This is a genomic window from Frigoribacterium sp. PhB24 (genome assembly GCF_003755185.1).
Classification (GTDB): Bacteria; Actinomycetota; Actinomycetes; order Actinomycetales; family Microbacteriaceae; genus Frigoribacterium.
Map to the genome: position 1 here is coordinate 758,274 of NZ_RKIC01000009.1, position 16,235 is coordinate 774,508.

Genomic DNA, 16,235 nt, shown 5'->3' on the forward strand with positions numbered 1-16,235 from the left:
CGCATGACTCAAGGGCTGCGGCAACTTGGCCATCACGTCGAGGTAAGGGTGCGGGGTAGATGTGACGACAACAGATCCAATCCTCCTCTCCGTGTCAAGTTCCTAATCGTCAAGCGGGTTATCAAGGCGATAATTCGCCCTGCCCCAGACGTGGTCCTGGTCCGAGGCGCTGACCTCGCGACCAGCGTCGAGGCACTGACGCTCCACAAGGCAAGGAACGTTCCGTACGTGGTCTGGACTGACACCGCTGTAGCTATGCCAGGTGGAATAACGGGACTAATTCTGCGCCTTGCGGTACGGTCTGCCGGCCGGGTCGTTGTGGACACTCCTACACCGAGCACGTGTCTCAAGGACCTCCGGGTGCCAATGGGCAAGGCCGATATCGTGGCACGGGTCGGAATCGACGGCGCCGGATCGGGGTACGTCACGAACGGAAGCACGCCGCGCGAGACCCGTTGGCACGACGCGGCTCATCTTCTCCGAACCCTTGAACGCGCGCGGCCTCAGAAGCCCTGGCGAATGAGCGCGAAGCGCGCCCTCGATGTCGTCGGCAGTGCCGCCGTGATCGTCCTGGCCTCGATTCCACTCGTGGTTCTAGCGTCGACAACAGCAACGTTCATTGGTCGCCCTGTGCTGTTCCGTCAAACCCGACCAGGGCTATACGGCCAGCCTTTTCAGATGATCAAGTTCAGGACCATGACCGAGGCGACGGACAACCAGGGTGATCTCCTTCCCGACGCCCTCCGGCTTACTCCCTACGGACGTTTTCTCCGGGCGACGAGTCTTGACGAACTGCCGAGCCTGGTGAACGTCTTGTCCGGGCAGATGTCGTTCGTCGGCCCCCGGCCACTTCTCTTCCGGTACATCCCTTGGTTCACCGAGACAGAACTGCAACGCCTGGATGTGAGACCCGGCATCACCGGGCTGGCCCAGGTGTCTGGCAGAAACACGACCACCTGGGACGACCGACTTGCATTCGATGTGTCCTACGTGCAGAAGCTCTCACTTCGCAAGGACGCCCGCCTAATCGTTGCGACGCTGGTTCGAGTCTTCGAGCGTTCAGGTGTCGTCGTCGACCCAGTCTCGATCATGAAGGACCTCGACGAAGAACGAAAGTCCCGGATTATCAGTGGAGGACACCGATGATCCCGTCGGTACGCCCCGCTGTCCTGGAAGATGTACCGAGCATCGCCCGACTTTTCCTTGAATCTTTCGACCCTGATCTGCATCCTTTCCTCACCCAGGCCCAACGCGGCGCGTCACGCTTCATGTCGCTTCCGTTCCTCTATCCGCACATGCATGGCCATCACAGGGTCTATGTGGTGACAATCTCGGGCCGGATCGCGGGCTATGCAGATTTTCGCCTAATGTCTTCAGGTCAAGGATTCTTGTCCTACCTCGCTGTCGCATCCTGGGCACGCGGTAGGGGTCTGGCCAGCTCATTGATCCATAAATTCCTTAGCGCTGAGCCCATGACAACTCTCACCCTGGATGTTTTTACGTCGAATGTGGCAGCAAATGCTCTGTACGAGAAAATCGGATTCTCACACGGGCCGGTCACCACATGGGCAACGAGAGAATTGCCAGAGGCTACCGTCCCAGAGGCAATCGGTGCCTTTTCCGTCCAGCAGGCAGCATTCGACACTTACGGCTTCTCAGAATTCTTGACCGAATCAGGTAGCTCTCCCGAGCGCTTTGGCCGGATTGGTCATCGGGTTCTTCGATGCTTTAATACGTCGACGTTCGAGAACGACAGGCAACTTGCGCGTGTTAGAGCGTCGTTCCCCCAAATGAAGATCGCTTTCGGGACTTTCGATTCGAACACCATGCCTGCTGTACCGCACGAGGTGATCGTGCGATCTGAACGCAGGGTGCTCACCGTTTCACCACAGGCCAACCCATCTGGTCCGAGCTCTGAAACCAAACTGGAAACTCAGTATCATGACGAGGATTGAGCCCCATCGACCCGGCAGGTTCCGGAGCCGCGTCGAGATTTTCGTGGCAGGTTCGAAGGTTACGCTCGTTCTCCAGGGTGCCCAGATTGTCACGGCTGGCGTCGCCGTTCTTGTTGGTCTCCTAGCCGCTGCGAGTATGGCCCCAACGGGCCGAGGCGATTTGGCGTTCTGGCTACAGATCGGGTACGTACTCACCACGCTCGCGTTGCTTGGGATCGAGAGACCCTACGCCGCGCGCGGTGCGGATTCCTTTGACGTAGCAAGCGCGGATCTTGTTCGTCTCATGAGGCCTGCGGCCATCCTGACGGGTGTCATGTTCCTCAGTTCCGGCGCGACCTACGGCCTGGGAGAGACCGAGATCGCGGTTCTCATCGCCGGCCTTGGTTTCTTTGTAATCAGCAACCAGTTCGTGCGGTTCCTTAGAACGGCCTACATTTCAAGCGGCTCGCCGATCAGATTTATTGGCTTCAGTCTCGCCGGACAAGCTTTTCTTCTCATAGGGGCCTTGACACTCTCTGCGAATACCATCAATGACCCTCTCGCTTGGTTTGCACTGTATATAGTGAGCTCGCTGCCGCACGTGGTGCCTATTGTGAGATCGGCTTGGCGGCGAGAACCATCAAAAGCTCCTGTGATTCGCGAGGTGAGGCGTTCTGGCCTTCGCCTGCTTCCGGCGTCCTTTGGCAATACGGCGATGCTTCGCTCCGATCGGCTTCTCCTTCCGGTCCTGGCCAGCTCCGAGGCTTTAGGTCTCTACATAGTTGTCGCCAGCGTCATGGAACTCGCTAGCTGGCCAGTGCAGAACTGGGTAGACGCCTCCCTGAAGAGATGGCGAACGGACAATCCAAATGGGAGCCAGATTTTTACGTCAGTCGCTCGAACAGCTGCCTTCGCCGTCGCGATGAGTGTCGCCATGGGACTCGCGTCAGCCGCTATCATCATATATTTCCTTTCGGAATCCTACGCGCCGTCTCTCGCCTTGATCATCCCCCTCGGGATGGCTGGTGTTGTATATTCTTTGAGCCGAGTTCTGCAGGGACACCTTGTGAGCAGAGGACGGAATACTGCTGTATCGCTCAGTGAGCTCATTGGCATGGTCGTGTCAGTCGGGCTGTACCTCCTTCTAATCCCGACCCACGGGGCGGAAGGGGCCGCATGGGGCTCACTGGCGGGCTATTCCGTGTGCTTTTTCGTCGCTCTCGGTCGACTTATCCAGGCAGTACGATGATGAGCATCGCACCGATCAGGTCGACTGCGCCCCAGCGCGTGAGCAGCATGGTCCTCCTCACTGGACTCATCGCAGGTCGCTTCGACCTCGCCCGCTTTTCTCCCACCTTGGCCGTCCTCGACATTCGAATGGTCTTCGCCATTGCAGCGTGCCTGGCGACTCTGCTGCTGTCCACGACCAGGCCGACCGTCCGTCGCAGCGTCCCATCGCGCTTTCTCCTACTGCTATCCCTCTGGTTCGCGTGGCTATTGCTCGGGGCAGCGTGGGCACCTACTGGGGCACGTCTGGATGAATATGTCGCGGACATCGGCTACCTCGCGGTCTTCCTCTTATGCACGTTGGTTACGCTCGTCCACTTCGACTCGCGCGATTGGCTATTTTTGTGGAAGGTAATACTCGTCATTGCGGTGGTGTACTTCCTCGGGGCAGTTGCTGCAGGGCCGGGTGATCAGGGGCGCTATTCGGCCTTTGGCGGCGGACCCAATGTATTCGTGCGCATTATGGGATTGGGCGCTATTGCCGCGCTCCTTATCCACCTGAGAACTCTTAACGTGTTGGTGCTTGGGCTGCTCCCGATCTTCGCCGCAGGCGCAGTTTTGTCGGGCAGTCGGGGTGGACTTGTAGCGGCGGCGTCCATTGCCGTCATCGCTGTCCCGGCCCTGTTCAAAAGGCTCGGCTGGCGGCGATCCTTCGGGTTCTCCGTTCTCGTCCTCGGTGGTGGTGTGATCAGCTTCATCGCTTTCGGTAGCGCACTGACCAGGGTCTTCGAGCAAAGAGTCGTGCTTCTGACCCTCGTTGACGGATACAGTTCGGGCAGGAGCGAGATAGTCGCAGCAGCTCTCGACCTCTTCAGGCAGCACCCGTTCATCGGCGTCGGCCTCGATGGTTACTACGGCCTCGTAGGCCAGTATGCTGGTCTCGAGTACCCCCACAACCTCTTCCTCGCCGCTGCGGCTGAGGGCGGACTGATCGGCCTCGTACTCTTGCTCTTACCATTGACGTTCGTAGCAACGTGCCTCCTAAGAGGGCGCCCCCTAACTGCCGTCACTCTTTGCGCCTGGCTCGCAAGCTTGTTTATGCTCGTGAGTTCGATGTTCTCGGGCGACTACTACGACTCTCGCTTCATCTGGTTCTTCGCTATAGCTGCATTGTCTTCCGCTTCCGCTGCGGCCGGGAGTCCCGAAAGGGGGCGGGCCAAGCTAAACAACTCCGCGAAGTCCCTTCCTCGCATCACGCCTTTGTGACTGGCAGTGGTGGCGGCATCCCGTTAGGGCCTGCACAACTGCTAATTCTCGCTCGATCCTTCGACCTCTCGCACGAAAGTTGCCGAGAGAATTGGCAAGGAAAAGTCGCCTTCAGCCACACGTCTTGCAGCTACGCCAGCTTGGTCCCGAGCATGCACGTCGCGATCAAACCTCTCGAGCTGAACGGCAGCACGACCGGGGTCGCGACTAAGTGACAACCCAGCCCCCCGCGATTCGAGCATCTCCGCTTGCCAACCGCCGTGGTTGAGAAGGACAGGCCGAGCCGCTGCCAACGTATCGAAGAATTTGTTAGCGCTGTTGTTCTCCAAGGCGGGTACGTCTATAACCCAGGAAGATCCGTAGGACGCTCGGGCCAGAAGCACAGGTAGATCCTTCTTTCCCACGGCGGGCAGCGCGACGAACGCTGTGTCGAGCACGCCGAGCTCTTGAGCCCTCTCGATCACCCTGGCTTTCTCGGCTCCTTCGCCCACAGCGACGAAGACCAACTCCGATCCGATTCTCGCCGAAGCCGCGGCTAGTTCTACCATGTAGTCGAGGCCATTTACTCGACCGAACGCCCCGCAGTACATGACTAAGCGACGGCCCGTCAACCGACTGTCGCCCTCGAAGGGGTCAGGACTGGGTTCGTCGCCGGCACCGAACATCTCAACATCAGCAATGTTCGGCACAACAACGATCTTCTTGTGGAGTGGGGCCTTTGCGCGCACGCCGTCCGCCATGCCGGGCGACAAAGCCACGACGACATCGGCCTTCCGGTATGCCAGTCGTTCGAGCGACTCCGCGGCCAGGATTAACAGTCGGTTGCGGAGGACCCCCATCGCAACGGGTACCGACGGCCAGAGATCTCTCACTTCAAACACAAATCTCGTGCGCCGAAACGCCAGGCCCCATAGCGCAGGTATCACGATAGTCAGTGGGGTGCTCGTCGCCACGATCGCGTCGCCCCGGAGCTTCCGGACTCGCCGGGCCGAGCGAACAGCGAAAGATGCGAACGAAACTAGTCGCCGAGCCACGCCCATGTCGCTCTGATATGGAACGCCGAAGTAGTGCACGGAGATACCGTCGACCATTCGATGCGCATAGCCCGGGGCGCCCAAACTGCGATCGCTGGTGACCATCTCGACGTCGTGGCCGGCATGTCGGAGAGCCTGGGCAAAATGGTAAGAGCGAACACCACCATTTTCGGTCGGCGTCCTAAAGTATTGATGCAGGTAGATAATGCGCATGGTCGTCGTCTAGAGGCGCTGGACGCTGGGCCCAGTGAGCACATTTCTTGCGTCAAAGACTGGGACGCCTTCTGCGACGAGGGCCTCGAGGTCTACGTCTGCGTGATGAGTCAGCACGATGACCAGATCTGCGCCGGCCATAGCGTCCTGCAGTGTTGAGAGGCGCTCGACGCCCTGGGGCCAACGGTGTTCTTCAACGTGCGAGTCAAGCCCTCCAAGGTCCGCGCCCAATGCGGTCAAAAGTTCGATTACGCGGGCCGACGGCGCCTCTCGAATGTCACCCGTGTTCGGCTTGTAGGCGAGTCCCACGAGCGCGATACGCGCCCCCCGAACAGCCCTCGAGCGGTCGTTAAGCATGGTCATCGCTCGCTGGACCACGTAGTCGGGCATGTGGTCATTTACGTCGTTCGCGAGTTCGACGAAACGGAAGCTCTTACCAAGCTGCTTTCGCACCTGCCACGACAGATAACTAGGGTCGACGGGTAGGCAATGGCCGCCCACACCAGGGCCAGGAGTGAACTTCATGAAGCCGAAAGGCTTAGAGGACGCGGCGTCAATCGACTCCCACACATCGACACCCAACTGGTGGGCGAAAATCGCCAACTCGTTGACCAAAGCGATGTTGACGTGGCGGAAGGTGTTTTCGAGAAGCTTCGTTAGTTCGGCCTCTCGGGTGCCCGACACAGGCACAACCGAATCAACCAGTTGAGAGTAAAAAGCCTGAACCTCTAGAAGCGATTCGGGGTTCATTCCCGAAACGACTTTTGGTGTTTCACGGAAACCCCAGGTTTTGTTCCCGGGGTCAATGCGCTCAGGGCTGTAGCCCACAAAGAAGTCGACGCCTGCAACGAGACCCGACCCGGACTCAAGGATCGGTACGAGTAGCTCGTCGGTAGTCCCTGGATACGTCGTGGATTCGAGGACGACGGTCGACCCGCCTCTTATGAAAGGGGCGAGAGACGCTGCAGCCTGCTCAATAAAGCTCAAGTCGGGCAACGAATCCCGCAAAGGTGTCGGCACGGTGATGACTGCTACGTCGAATCCCTCCGCGTAGGCGTAGTCCAAGGTCGCGAGATACCGGCCGCCGCCGGTTGCCTCGGCGAGGGTCTCGTCCGAGATGTCGTCAACATAGGACGAACCGGCCTTCAGCAGCCCAACGCGGTTGCGGTCGAGATCGATGCCGACAACGTCATGACCGACCTCGACGGCTCTCATGGCAACGGGCAAGCCAACGTAACCCTGGCCAACGACGACGGTCTTCATATTAAAGCTCTCTTTAGGTTCGACTGCGCGCGGCCGTCACATGAGATTGGGGATGTGTGAAATCGAGGAACGAAGGTCATTGTGCGATAGGCACACTATTGAGGGAGTCGTTGGCCAAGGCGGCCTTGACAGCGTCGAGGCCGGGCTGGTCGACGTTCACGATGGACTGCCCGCCGATTGAACCGGTGCCGGCCGTCGGCACGGTGAAGAAGTGCATCTTCGACGCGTCGATCGATCGCAGGCTGACGCCGAGCGAGGCAATCGTTCCTATGTCGAATTCTTTGTCGACGGTGAGGTAGGGCGACATGGCCGTAACGAAAGCCGACACCTTGCCCGGGTCGGTCAAGGTCGACCTACTCAGGATCGTGTTGGCCAGGCCCTTGACGAACGCCTGCTGGTTCTTCACCCGCGTGAAGTCGGCATCGGCGAACGCGTAGCGCTCTCGGACGAAGGCCAGTGCAGCGTCGCCCTCCAGCTTGTTGAGGCCAGCAACGTACGAGAAACCAGCCTTGGTCGAGAACGCCTGCGGCGAGAACACGTCGACCCCGCCCAGCGCCGTCGTCATGCCCTTGAAACCTTCGAAGTCGATGATGGCGACGTGGTCGATGCGGACGCCGAGCAGCTGCTCGACGGTCTGGACGGTCAAGGGCGAGCCGCCGTAGGCGAAGGCGGCGTTGATCTTGTTCGAGCCGTGACCGGGGATCGGCACGTAGAGGTCGCGCATGATCGACATCACATAGACGTTCTCGCGGTCGGCGTCGACGTGCACCAGCATCATCGAGTCGGTCCGCTGGTCCGACGCCGAGGCGTCGTCGATCGTCGTCGCGTCGGCCCGCGAGTCCGAACCCATCAGCAGGATGTTCATCGCCCCGTCGGGTGCCGGCGCCGGCCGCGTCGACTCTTCGGGGAAGGCCTGCTCGATCTTCGTCGCGTTGTCGTTGAACGAGTTCGCCAACCGCGACGCGTAGACACCGCCCACGACCCCGACGACCACCAGCACCCCGACCAGCACCGACGCCAGCGTGATCAGCGCGATGACCGGCTTCGACCGACGCCGCTTGCGCTTCTTCTGCGGGGTCGGCTCGTCGCCGCCGCCCTCGTCCGGCGTCAGAGTGAAGATGTCGCTCATGCGGCTTGCTCCCCTAGCACTTGGTCACGGATCTCGGCCAAAGCTCACCCGACTATAACAAGGGGCCGCAACGCCTTCGGCTCGCGCCCCCGAACGGGGGTCGCCCTCACCCGACCAGCTCGTTCGTCGTGCGCAGGACGCCCCGGACGCGAGCTCCTCCCCGTGATGCGCTCGAGCCGTTGTTAGGGTCGTGACGTCCCGACCGACCAGACCCGAGAACGGCACACCCATCACCACCATCGCTCGCACACCCGCGTCACGTGTCGCCCGCCCCACCGCCTCGGCAGTCGATGTCGTCGTCGCCGCCGGGCTCTTCGTCGTCACGTCGGCGCTCGCCTGGTGGCGGTTGGCCCCTGCCGCACGCAACAGCCTCTGGGCCGAGGACGGTCGCAACTTCCTCGCCGACAGCGCCGGCTCACGAGTCGGAGGCGCATGGTTCGACCCCTACGCCGGCTACCTCCACCTGCTGCCGCGGATGTCGGCCGACCTCGTCACCGCGCTGGCACCGCTGTCCCGGTACGCAGTCGCCGTCACGGCCGTCAGCTGCCTCGTCGTCGCCGTCGTCGCGGTCGTGGTCTACGTCTGCGCCGGTGACGTCATCGGCGACCGGACCAGCCGGGTCGTCGTCGCACTCGTTCCGACGCTGCTTCCGGTCACGTCGTGGGAGGTCCTCGGGAACCTCGCCAACCTGCACTGGTTCCTGCTGTGGGTGACGCCCTGGCTGCTCCTGCGGCGCTACCGCACGCGCACCGGCCTCGTGCTGGCCACCATCGGTGCCGCCGTCATCGCCCTGACCGAGATCCAAGCAGTCCTCTTCGTGCCCCTGATGCTGTGGCACGTCCGCGACGCCCGGCGATGGCCTCCCCGAGTCGCCCTGCTGATCGGCCTGGGCGCGCAGGTCGCGGCCACGGTCGCTTCCCCCCGGGCCGAGGTCGAAGGGACGGCCGGCAGCCTGTCCGATCTCGTCACGGGCTACGTCGTCAACGTCATCGGTGGCGTCTGGTGGGCCGATGCGCACCAGGTGGGCCAGATCGCCGCATCACACTGGCCCCTGCTCGTGGCCGCTGCCCTGCCGTTCGTCGCCGCCACGGCCTACCTGCTCGTGCGCGGCGACTCCCGCCATCGCGTCGCCACGGCGGCACTCGCCCTCGGATCGCTCGGCGCATACGCCGGTGCCTACCTCGCGAACGGCTACCACCGGGCCCTGTACTCCACGTACACCCCCGATGCCTGGCTCGACGGCTTCCAGTACACGCGCTACGGCGTGGTGCCCGGCATGCTGCTCGTCGCCCTGCTCCCCCTCGCTCTCTCACTCGCCCGATCCCGGTCGGCGCGCGTACCCACCCTGCTGATCACCGCCGGCCTCCTTCTCGTGCTCGTGGTGCAGGCCGCCCAGCTCGGCTCCGTGCAGGGCGCCCGGGCGGCAGGACCGGTCTGGCCGCCGCAAGCGACGACCGTCGTGGACGAATGCGACGCCGGCGCAGCCGTGGGTGACGCGAGCATCGCTCCCGGTGGCCCCTGGCTGATCGTCCTCCCCTGTTCCTTCGTCGAGGACGGCGAGTGACCACCCCCCGAACGGGTCGATAGCAGGTCGCGCGCGAGCTGTCATCCGCGAACGGGTGACGCACGGGTGTACCGAGAATCACCCGACGGTAAGTGGACCGAACGGTGTCGTTCTCTCAGCTTCGGGATAGGTTCGTCTGGTGCCGCCCTCCGGGCCGGCACTGCGTGTCTCACCCGGCGCTGGGCCAGGAGCGGACAAGCGATGACGCTTGCACCACCGATCAAGAAAGCACTCACCACGTGATCACCAAGTTCTCTTGGCGTCGTGCGGTGGCCGTTCCGGCCGTCCTCACGCTCGCCCTCGGAGGGGCCCTCCTCTCCTCCACCGCGGCACAGGCCGCCCCGGGCAACCTCGTCATCACGAGCCCGACGGACGGCGGCGCGACCACCTCGCGCACCGTCGTCGTCACCGGCTCCGTGACGCCGGGTGCCATCGTCACGTTCTCGACCGCTGAGGGCGGCACGGAACTGACGCGCACCACCTCCGACCGCAACACGGGCGCCTTCACCGCGACCCTGCCCACCTACGCCGACGACGCCGTCCGCAACCAGAGCGTCTTCGTCAACGGCCTGGTCGGCTTCAGCGGTTTCGACGAGCCCAAGACGCTCTCGTTCGTCCTGCCGCTCACCAAGTACCTCACGCTCGCCACGCCCACAGAGGGCTCGACGACCGACTCGCGCACCGTGACCTTCACCGGCACGGCCACCCAGGGCTCGACCGTCACGGTCTCCAACGCCTCGGGTGAGCTCGGTCGCCAGAACCTCGGCAACGCCTCGACGTACTCCATCACGGTTCCTTACGACGCTGCAGCCACCCAGGCCCAGACCGTCACCGTCGGCGGCATCCTCGGCGGCAGCGGTCTGACTCCGATCACGCGCAACTTCACGATCCCGGCCGTCGCGGCCCCGGCCAAGACCGTCACGCTCGACTCGCCTGCCGCGGGCACCACGACCGAGTCCCGCTCGGTCACCTTCACGGGTACCGCTCCCGTGGGCTCGACGGTCACCATCACCGGTGCCGACGGCGAGCTCGGCCGCGCCAACCTCGGCAACGCCAGCACCTACTCGATCACCGTCGAGTACGCGGCCGACGCCCCCGTCGACCAGACCGTGACCGTCGGCGGCTTCGTCGGCGGCAGCGGCTTCGACAACACCGTCGTGCGCTCGTTCGCCCTGCCCGCCGAGGTCGTTCCCCCGACCACGCCCGTCGTGCTCGACGCACCCGTCATCACCTCGCCCACCCAGGGCCAGGTCGTCGTCGGTGACCAGGTCACCTTCGAGGGCACCGGCACCCCCGGCTCGAACATCCTGCTCGCCGTCGTCCCGACGGACCAGCTGCCCGAGCTCGAGGCACCCGCTGACGAGATGCGCGCCGCTGCCGAGCCCGCCGACCCCGCCGACCCGATCGTGGTCGACGCGGACGGCAACTGGACCGTCACCCTCGCCCTGACGCCGGACGACTACACCGCCGCGGCCGTGGCGTTCCTGCTCGACGCGGACGGCGCCCCGGTGCTCGACGACGCCGGTCAGCCGATCGTCTCGGACCCCTCGGCCGACGTGGCCTTCAGCCTCGTCGCCGCGGTCGTCCCGGCCGGCACCCCCGCCACCCCGATCGCCACCGGCACCGCCGGTACGACCGGCCTGGCCTACACGGGTAGCGAAGGCACCGAGGCCGCCATCGGCATCGGCGCCGCCGTCCTGCTGCTCGGCTCGACCCTGATGGTCCTCGCTCGCCGCCGCGCGAAGCTCGCGACCACCGACGTGGCCGGCGAGTAACACCCGCACCACGACGACGGCCCCCGTCGCTGCCTCGGCAGCGACGGGGGCCGTTCCGCGTCCGGCGCCGGCCACCCGGCGCGGCCGCAAGGCTGTCGGCGCGAACCGCTCAGGCCACAGACGCACGAACGCCCCCACCTCGAGAAGGTGGGGGCGTCCGGTGTTCGAGAGCGTGTGACGACGACCGGTGGTGGAGATGGGGGGAATTGAACCCCCGTCCATCGCTGAGATTGCACGCATTCTACGGGCGTAGCCAGATGAGGCGTTCTGCTCGGCTCCGACCTTTGTTACTGGCTTCTAGGTCGACGAGCCCAGCCCGAGTGCAAGTCCCGTGTGACCCCCAGGCGTAGTCACACAGCAAGCCATCTAAATGACGTCAGGATCTGGTTAGAAGGCGGTCACCAGACTGACGGACTCCATGTGGCTCTACTGCTTACGCAGCGAGAGCGAAGTCAGTGCGCTTGTTATTGGCACTTATTGTTTTCCAGAGATCGTTTACGAGATAACCCTGGATCCTCGGCCCGCTTCTCGTTCGCACACAGGCGATGTCGAAACCGATCATCCCCATGAGGGGGCCGTCGTCACACGCTCTTGAGTTACCAACGCACGTTTCCGTGCGGCCCATCAGTCTACGTCGTCCGTCGCGTTCGCGCCACCGGCGGCCCTCACCCCACACGGGCCCACGGGCCGACCGGTCACTCCCCCAGGTGCTTGCGCGCCGACATCGCCGACTGCGCCTCGCGCGTGGCGGTGCGCTCGCGCAGGGTCTGACGCTTGTCGTACTCGCGCTTGCCCTTCGCGAGGGCGATCTCGACCTTGGCCCGGCCGTCGCTGAAGTAGATCTTGAGCGGGACGACCGTGAAGCCGCCCTCTTTGGTCTTCTGCCCGATCTTGTCGATCTCGTGGCGGTGCAGCAGCAGCTTGCGCTTGCGCCGGGGCGCGTGGTTGTTCCAGGTGCCCTCGGTGTACTCGGGGATGTGCACCGCGTCGAGCCACGCCTCGCCGCCGTCGACGAACGCGTACCCGTCGACCAGCGACGCGCGCCCCTGCCGCAACGACTTGACCTCGGTGCCGCTCAGGACGATTCCCGCCTCGTAGGTGGTGTCGATCGTGTAGTCGTGGCGCGCGCGGCGGTTCGTGGCCACGACCTTCTCACCGCGTTCTTTCGCCACGCTGGCCTCCTGGGTCGTTCGGGTGGGGATGCTGCCGACAGGCAGCCGTTCAGTATACAGCGAAGGAGGCGCGGTGCCCGTGTGACGGACACCGCGCCTCCTCGGCTCTGCCGCCGGCCTAGACCTTGAGGTAGCGCCGGATGGCGACGTTCGCGCTGAGCGCGGCGAGCAGGATGCCGACGACGATGACGATCGGCACGACGAGCGCGGCATCGCGGAGGCCGATGAACGGTGTGCCCTGGAAGGTCACCGCCAGGTAGCCCTTCACGAAGAAGTTCACGATCGCGATGATCGCCCCGCCCGCGAGCAACGACCCCACGAGGGCCGCGATCACGCCCTCGAGGATGAACGGCGTCTGGATGAACCGGTTCGAGGCGCCGACCAGGCGCATGATGCCGAGCTCTCGACGCCTGCTGAACGCACTCAACCGGATGGTCGTGGCGATCAGCAGCACGGCCGCGATCAGCATGAGCGAGGCGATGCCGATGGCCGTGTAACTCGCCGCGTTCAGCACCGCGAAGATCGGGTCGAGGTACCCGCGCTGGTCGACGACGCTCTGCACCCCGGCCAGGCTCGACAGGCTCTCGGTGAGGACGTCGGACTGCGTCGGGTCTTTCAGGTTCACCCAGAAGGTCTCGTTCAGGTAGGCCGGCTGGACGAACTCGGTGGCCGGGCTGTCGGCGAACTGCTGCTTGAAGCGGTCGTAGGCCTGGGTCTGGTCCTCGAAGTAGAACTTGTCGACATAAGGCGTGAGCACGTCGCTGTCCAGTTGCGCCTTGACGCCGGCGATCTGGTCCTGCGTGGCCATCGCGCCGGTGCAGTTGCCGGTCGTGTCGGTGTCGGTGCAGAGGTACACGGCGACCTGGGCCTTGTCGTACCAGTAGCCCTTCATCTGCGTGATCTGCATCTGCAGCAGGGCGGCCGTGCCGACGAAGGTCAGCGAGATGAACGTGACGAGCACGACCGAGACGACCATCGAGGCGTTGCGGCGGAGGCCGCTGCCGACCTCGCTCATGACGAGTCCGAGTCTCATGCGTCGGCCCCTCTCGTGCTGAGGTCCTCGACCCCGATGGCCTGGATGGGCACCGCCTGGGTCTGGTAGCCGCCGTGTCGCTCGTCGCGCAGGATGTTGCCCGCGCTGAGCTCGATCACGCGGCGCTGCATCTGGTCGACGATGCCGGCGTCGTGCGTCGCCATGATGACCGTCGTACCGCCGGCGTTGATGCGCTCGAGCAGGGTCATGATGCCCGCGCTCGTCGAGGGGTCGAGGTTGCCCGTGGGCTCGTCGGCCAGCAGGATCGCCGGCTTGTTGACGATCGCCCTGGCGATGGCGACGCGCTGCTGCTCGCCGCCCGAGAGCTCGTGCGGCAGACGGTGCTGCTTGCCGACCAGGCCGACCATCTTCAGGACGTCGGGCACGGCCTCTTGGATGAAGCCCTTGCTCTTGCCGATGACCTGCAGGCTGAACGCGACGTTGTCGAACACGTTCTTCTGCGGCAGCAGCCGGAAGTCCTGGAACACGACGCCGAGGTTGCGCCGGAAGTACGGCACCTTGCGGCTCGAGAGGGTGCCGAGGCGCTGGCCGAGGACGTGGATCTGCCCCTGGGACGGCTTCTCTTCTTTCAGCACGAGCCTCAAGAAGCTCGACTTGCCGGAGCCGCTCGCCCCGACGAGGAACACGAACTCGCCCTTGAGGATCTCGAGGGTGACGGCGTTCAGCGCGGGCCGGGGGTTACCGACGTAGACCTTGGTGACTTCATCAAACCGAATCATGACGGGGATCACCCTAAGCGCGGGCCGTGACGATCGTCGCAGCGACTCGCTGCGGCGGGGCGGCTATGGATGTGCTGGGAGCCGCCGGCCGGCCGGGGCCGGGTCAGTCCTGGTCGTCGCGCTTGCGCCAGCGGATGCCCGCCGAGATGAAACCGTCGAGATCGCCGTCGAAGACGTTCGACGGGTTGTTCACCTCGTGCTCGCTGCGGAGGTCTTTGACCATCTGGTAGGGCGCGAGCACGTAGCTGCGGATCTGGTCGCCCCAGCTGGCCGTGATGTTGCCGGCCAGCTCTTTCTTCTTGGCGTTCTCGGCCTCTTTCTGCAAGAGCAGGAGGCGCGACTGCAGCACGCGCATGGCCGCGGCGCGGTTCTGGATCTGGCTCTTCTCGTTCTGCATCGAGACGACCGTGCCGGTGGGGATGTGGGTCAGGCGCACGGCCGAGTCGGTCGTGTTGACGCTCTGACCGCCGGGGCCCGACGAGCGGAAGACGTCGACGCGGATGTCGTTCTCGGGGATGTCGATGGACTCGGTCTCTTCCATCAGCGGGATCACCTCGACCGCGGCGAAGCTGGTCTGGCGCTTGCCCGCGGCGCCGAACGGGCTCATGCGGACGAGTCGGTGCGTGCCGGCCTCGACGCTCAGCGTGCCGAACGCGTACGGGGCGTCGATCTCGAAGGTGGCGCTCTTGATGCCGGCCTCTTCGGCGTAGCTGGTGTCCATGACCGTGGCCGACATGCCGTGCTTCTCGGCGTAGCGCAGGTACATGCGCAGCAGCATCTCGGCGAAGTCGGCGGCGTCGACGCCACCGGCACCGGCACGGATCGTGATGACGGCCGGCCGGGGGTCGTACTCGCCGTCGAGCAGCGTCTGCACCTCGAGGACGTCCATCATCTTCTGCAAGGCCTTGAGCTCGGCCTGGGCCTCGTCGGCGCTCTCTTGGTCGTCGCCGTCGTTCGCCATCTCGACGAGCACCTCGAGGTCGTCGAGCCGCGCCTCGGTGGTCTCGAGCTTCTCGAGCTCGGACTGCCGGTGGCTGAGGGCGCTGGTGACCTTCTGCGCGTTCTCGGTGTCGTCCCACAGGTCGGGCGCCGAGGCCTGCTCGCTGAGTTCGGCGATCTCGGCGACGAGACGGTCTTGCCCGATCACCGCACGGATGTCTTCGAACGTGGCCCGGAGGGCGGCAATCTGCTCAGAGAAATCCAGTGCGATCATGGTTCCCGAGCTTACCCGGCGCGGGTGAGCGCGACGTGCGGGGCCGGCCCCGCACGTCGCCGCCGAGGCTCAGCGCCGGGCGACACCCGCCTCGCGCAGGGCCACGTCCGCGAGGCGGCGGACGACGGCCGGCTCCCCCGCGCGCCAGGCGGCGACGGGGTCGGGTGACACCGCGAGAGCGGCCTTCGCGTCACGGCCGGTCAGGGCGCGCAGCGCGAGCAGGTCCTCGCCGCCCGGCAGGGCGAGCAGCGAACGGACCGAGGAGGCGCGGCGCACGAACGCGATCCGCCCGCGCAGCCAGACCCACAGCACCACGAGGCTCGGCACCCCGGCCACGACCAGGCCGGCGACGAGCGCGGCCCGGGCGACGCCGTCCTGCTGCTGCCGGCCGGCGTCGGCCAGGGACTGCCCCGCACCGCTGGCCCCGTCGAACGGCGCACTGGCGGCACCACCGACCAGGGGCAGCCCGGCCAGCGCGCGCGACGCGTCCTGCATCGTCCCCTGGAAGCCGGCCCCCGCCTCCTCGAGCTGCCTGCCGAGGTCGGCGAACGTGCCGATGAAGCTCGCGATGCTCACCCCGAGCACGACGAAGAGGACGACGAGGCCGATCGCCACCACGTCTCCGGTCACCTGGCGGGTGCGGACGAGGGGGGACGACGAGTAGAGCTGCAT

At 64.7% G+C, this 16,235-nt stretch carries 14 protein-coding genes and 1 other RNA gene; 6 read left to right on the forward strand and 9 right to left on the reverse strand.

The annotated features are described in order from the left end of the window. Positions 1-3 precede the first annotated feature (3 nt). The 4 genes from EDF50_RS16780 to EDF50_RS04085 are packed head-to-tail and all read left to right on the forward strand — an operon-like array spanning position 4 to position 4,427. Positions 4-1,146, forward strand: coding sequence for a sugar transferase (locus tag EDF50_RS16780; RefSeq protein ID WP_199738569.1), 1,143 nt, complete (start codon positions 4-6; stop codon positions 1,144-1,146). Continuing rightward, complete coding sequence (locus EDF50_RS04075) at positions 1,143-1,955, forward strand: GNAT family N-acetyltransferase (RefSeq protein WP_123518233.1); 813 nt, start codon at positions 1,143-1,145, stop codon at positions 1,953-1,955. The genes EDF50_RS16780 and EDF50_RS04075 overlap by 4 nt, the downstream gene beginning before the upstream one ends. After that, positions 1,942-3,183 carry a lipopolysaccharide biosynthesis protein gene (locus EDF50_RS04080; RefSeq protein ID WP_123518234.1) on the forward strand — a complete coding sequence of 414 codons (1,242 nt, stop codon included), beginning with the start codon at positions 1,942-1,944 and terminating at the stop codon, positions 3,181-3,183. The genes EDF50_RS04075 and EDF50_RS04080 overlap by 14 nt, the downstream gene beginning before the upstream one ends. Continuing rightward, positions 3,180-4,427 (forward strand): O-antigen ligase, encoded by a 1,248-nt coding sequence (locus EDF50_RS04085; protein ID WP_233570298.1) that lies wholly within the window; start codon positions 3,180-3,182, stop codon positions 4,425-4,427. Before EDF50_RS04080 ends, EDF50_RS04085 begins: the two co-directional genes overlap by 4 nt. Positions 4,428-4,468: 41 nt before the next feature. Here the strand turns inward: EDF50_RS04085 and EDF50_RS04090 are convergent, their stop codons facing one another. The 3 genes from EDF50_RS04090 to EDF50_RS04100 all read right to left on the reverse strand — a co-directional run bounded on the left by EDF50_RS04090 (position 4,469) and on the right by EDF50_RS04100 (position 8,066). Then, on the reverse strand, positions 4,469-5,674 hold the full coding sequence (locus EDF50_RS04090) for a glycosyltransferase family 4 protein (RefSeq protein WP_123518236.1): 1,206 nt from the start codon (positions 5,672-5,674) through the stop codon (positions 4,469-4,471). Between the two features lie 9 nt (positions 5,675-5,683). Continuing rightward, positions 5,684-6,937: a nucleotide sugar dehydrogenase gene (locus EDF50_RS04095; RefSeq protein WP_123518237.1), complete on the reverse strand. Its 1,254-nt coding sequence runs from the start codon at positions 6,935-6,937 to the stop codon at positions 5,684-5,686. Between the two features lie 76 nt (positions 6,938-7,013). Beyond that, positions 7,014-8,066, reverse strand: a complete 1,053-nt coding sequence (locus EDF50_RS04100; protein ID WP_123518238.1) for an LCP family protein — start codon at positions 8,064-8,066, stop codon at positions 7,014-7,016. Positions 8,067-8,256: 190 nt separating this feature from the next. On the opposite strand from EDF50_RS04100, the gene EDF50_RS04105 reads away from it, so the two are divergent. Together EDF50_RS04105 and EDF50_RS04110 are read left to right on the forward strand one after the other, a co-directional pair. Then, a complete protein-coding gene (locus EDF50_RS04105) occupies positions 8,257-9,630 on the forward strand; it encodes a hypothetical protein (RefSeq protein WP_123518239.1) in 1,374 nt (457 codons plus the stop codon). A 239-nt stretch (positions 9,631-9,869) separates the two neighbouring features. Then, positions 9,870-11,405 (forward strand): hypothetical protein, encoded by a 1,536-nt coding sequence (locus EDF50_RS04110; RefSeq protein ID WP_123518240.1) that lies wholly within the window; start codon positions 9,870-9,872, stop codon positions 11,403-11,405. Between the two features lie 188 nt (positions 11,406-11,593). On the opposite strand, the gene ssrA is transcribed toward EDF50_RS04110, so the two are convergent. The 6 genes from ssrA to EDF50_RS04140 form a co-directional block, all read right to left on the reverse strand. Then, positions 11,594-11,971, reverse strand: a transfer-messenger RNA (tmRNA) gene (gene ssrA / locus EDF50_RS04115). Positions 11,972-12,100: 129 nt separating this feature from the next. Then, positions 12,101-12,577, reverse strand: coding sequence for an SsrA-binding protein SmpB (gene smpB, locus EDF50_RS04120; RefSeq protein WP_123518241.1), 477 nt, complete (start codon positions 12,575-12,577; stop codon positions 12,101-12,103). A gap of 118 nt (positions 12,578-12,695) precedes the next feature. Continuing rightward, a complete protein-coding gene (gene ftsX, locus EDF50_RS04125; RefSeq protein ID WP_123518242.1) occupies positions 12,696-13,610 on the reverse strand; it encodes a permease-like cell division protein FtsX in 915 nt (304 codons plus the stop codon). Next, positions 13,607-14,350 carry a cell division ATP-binding protein FtsE gene (gene ftsE / locus EDF50_RS04130; protein WP_043593759.1) on the reverse strand — a complete coding sequence of 248 codons (744 nt, stop codon included), beginning with the start codon at positions 14,348-14,350 and terminating at the stop codon, positions 13,607-13,609. The genes ftsX and ftsE overlap by 4 nt, the downstream gene beginning before the upstream one ends. A gap of 103 nt (positions 14,351-14,453) precedes the next feature. Then, complete coding sequence (gene prfB, locus EDF50_RS04135) at positions 14,454-15,563, reverse strand: peptide chain release factor 2 (RefSeq protein ID WP_123518243.1); 1,110 nt, start codon at positions 15,561-15,563, stop codon at positions 14,454-14,456. A gap of 69 nt (positions 15,564-15,632) precedes the next feature. Then, positions 15,633-16,235 carry a hypothetical protein gene (locus EDF50_RS04140; RefSeq protein WP_123518244.1) on the reverse strand — a complete coding sequence of 201 codons (603 nt, stop codon included), beginning with the start codon at positions 16,233-16,235 and terminating at the stop codon, positions 15,633-15,635.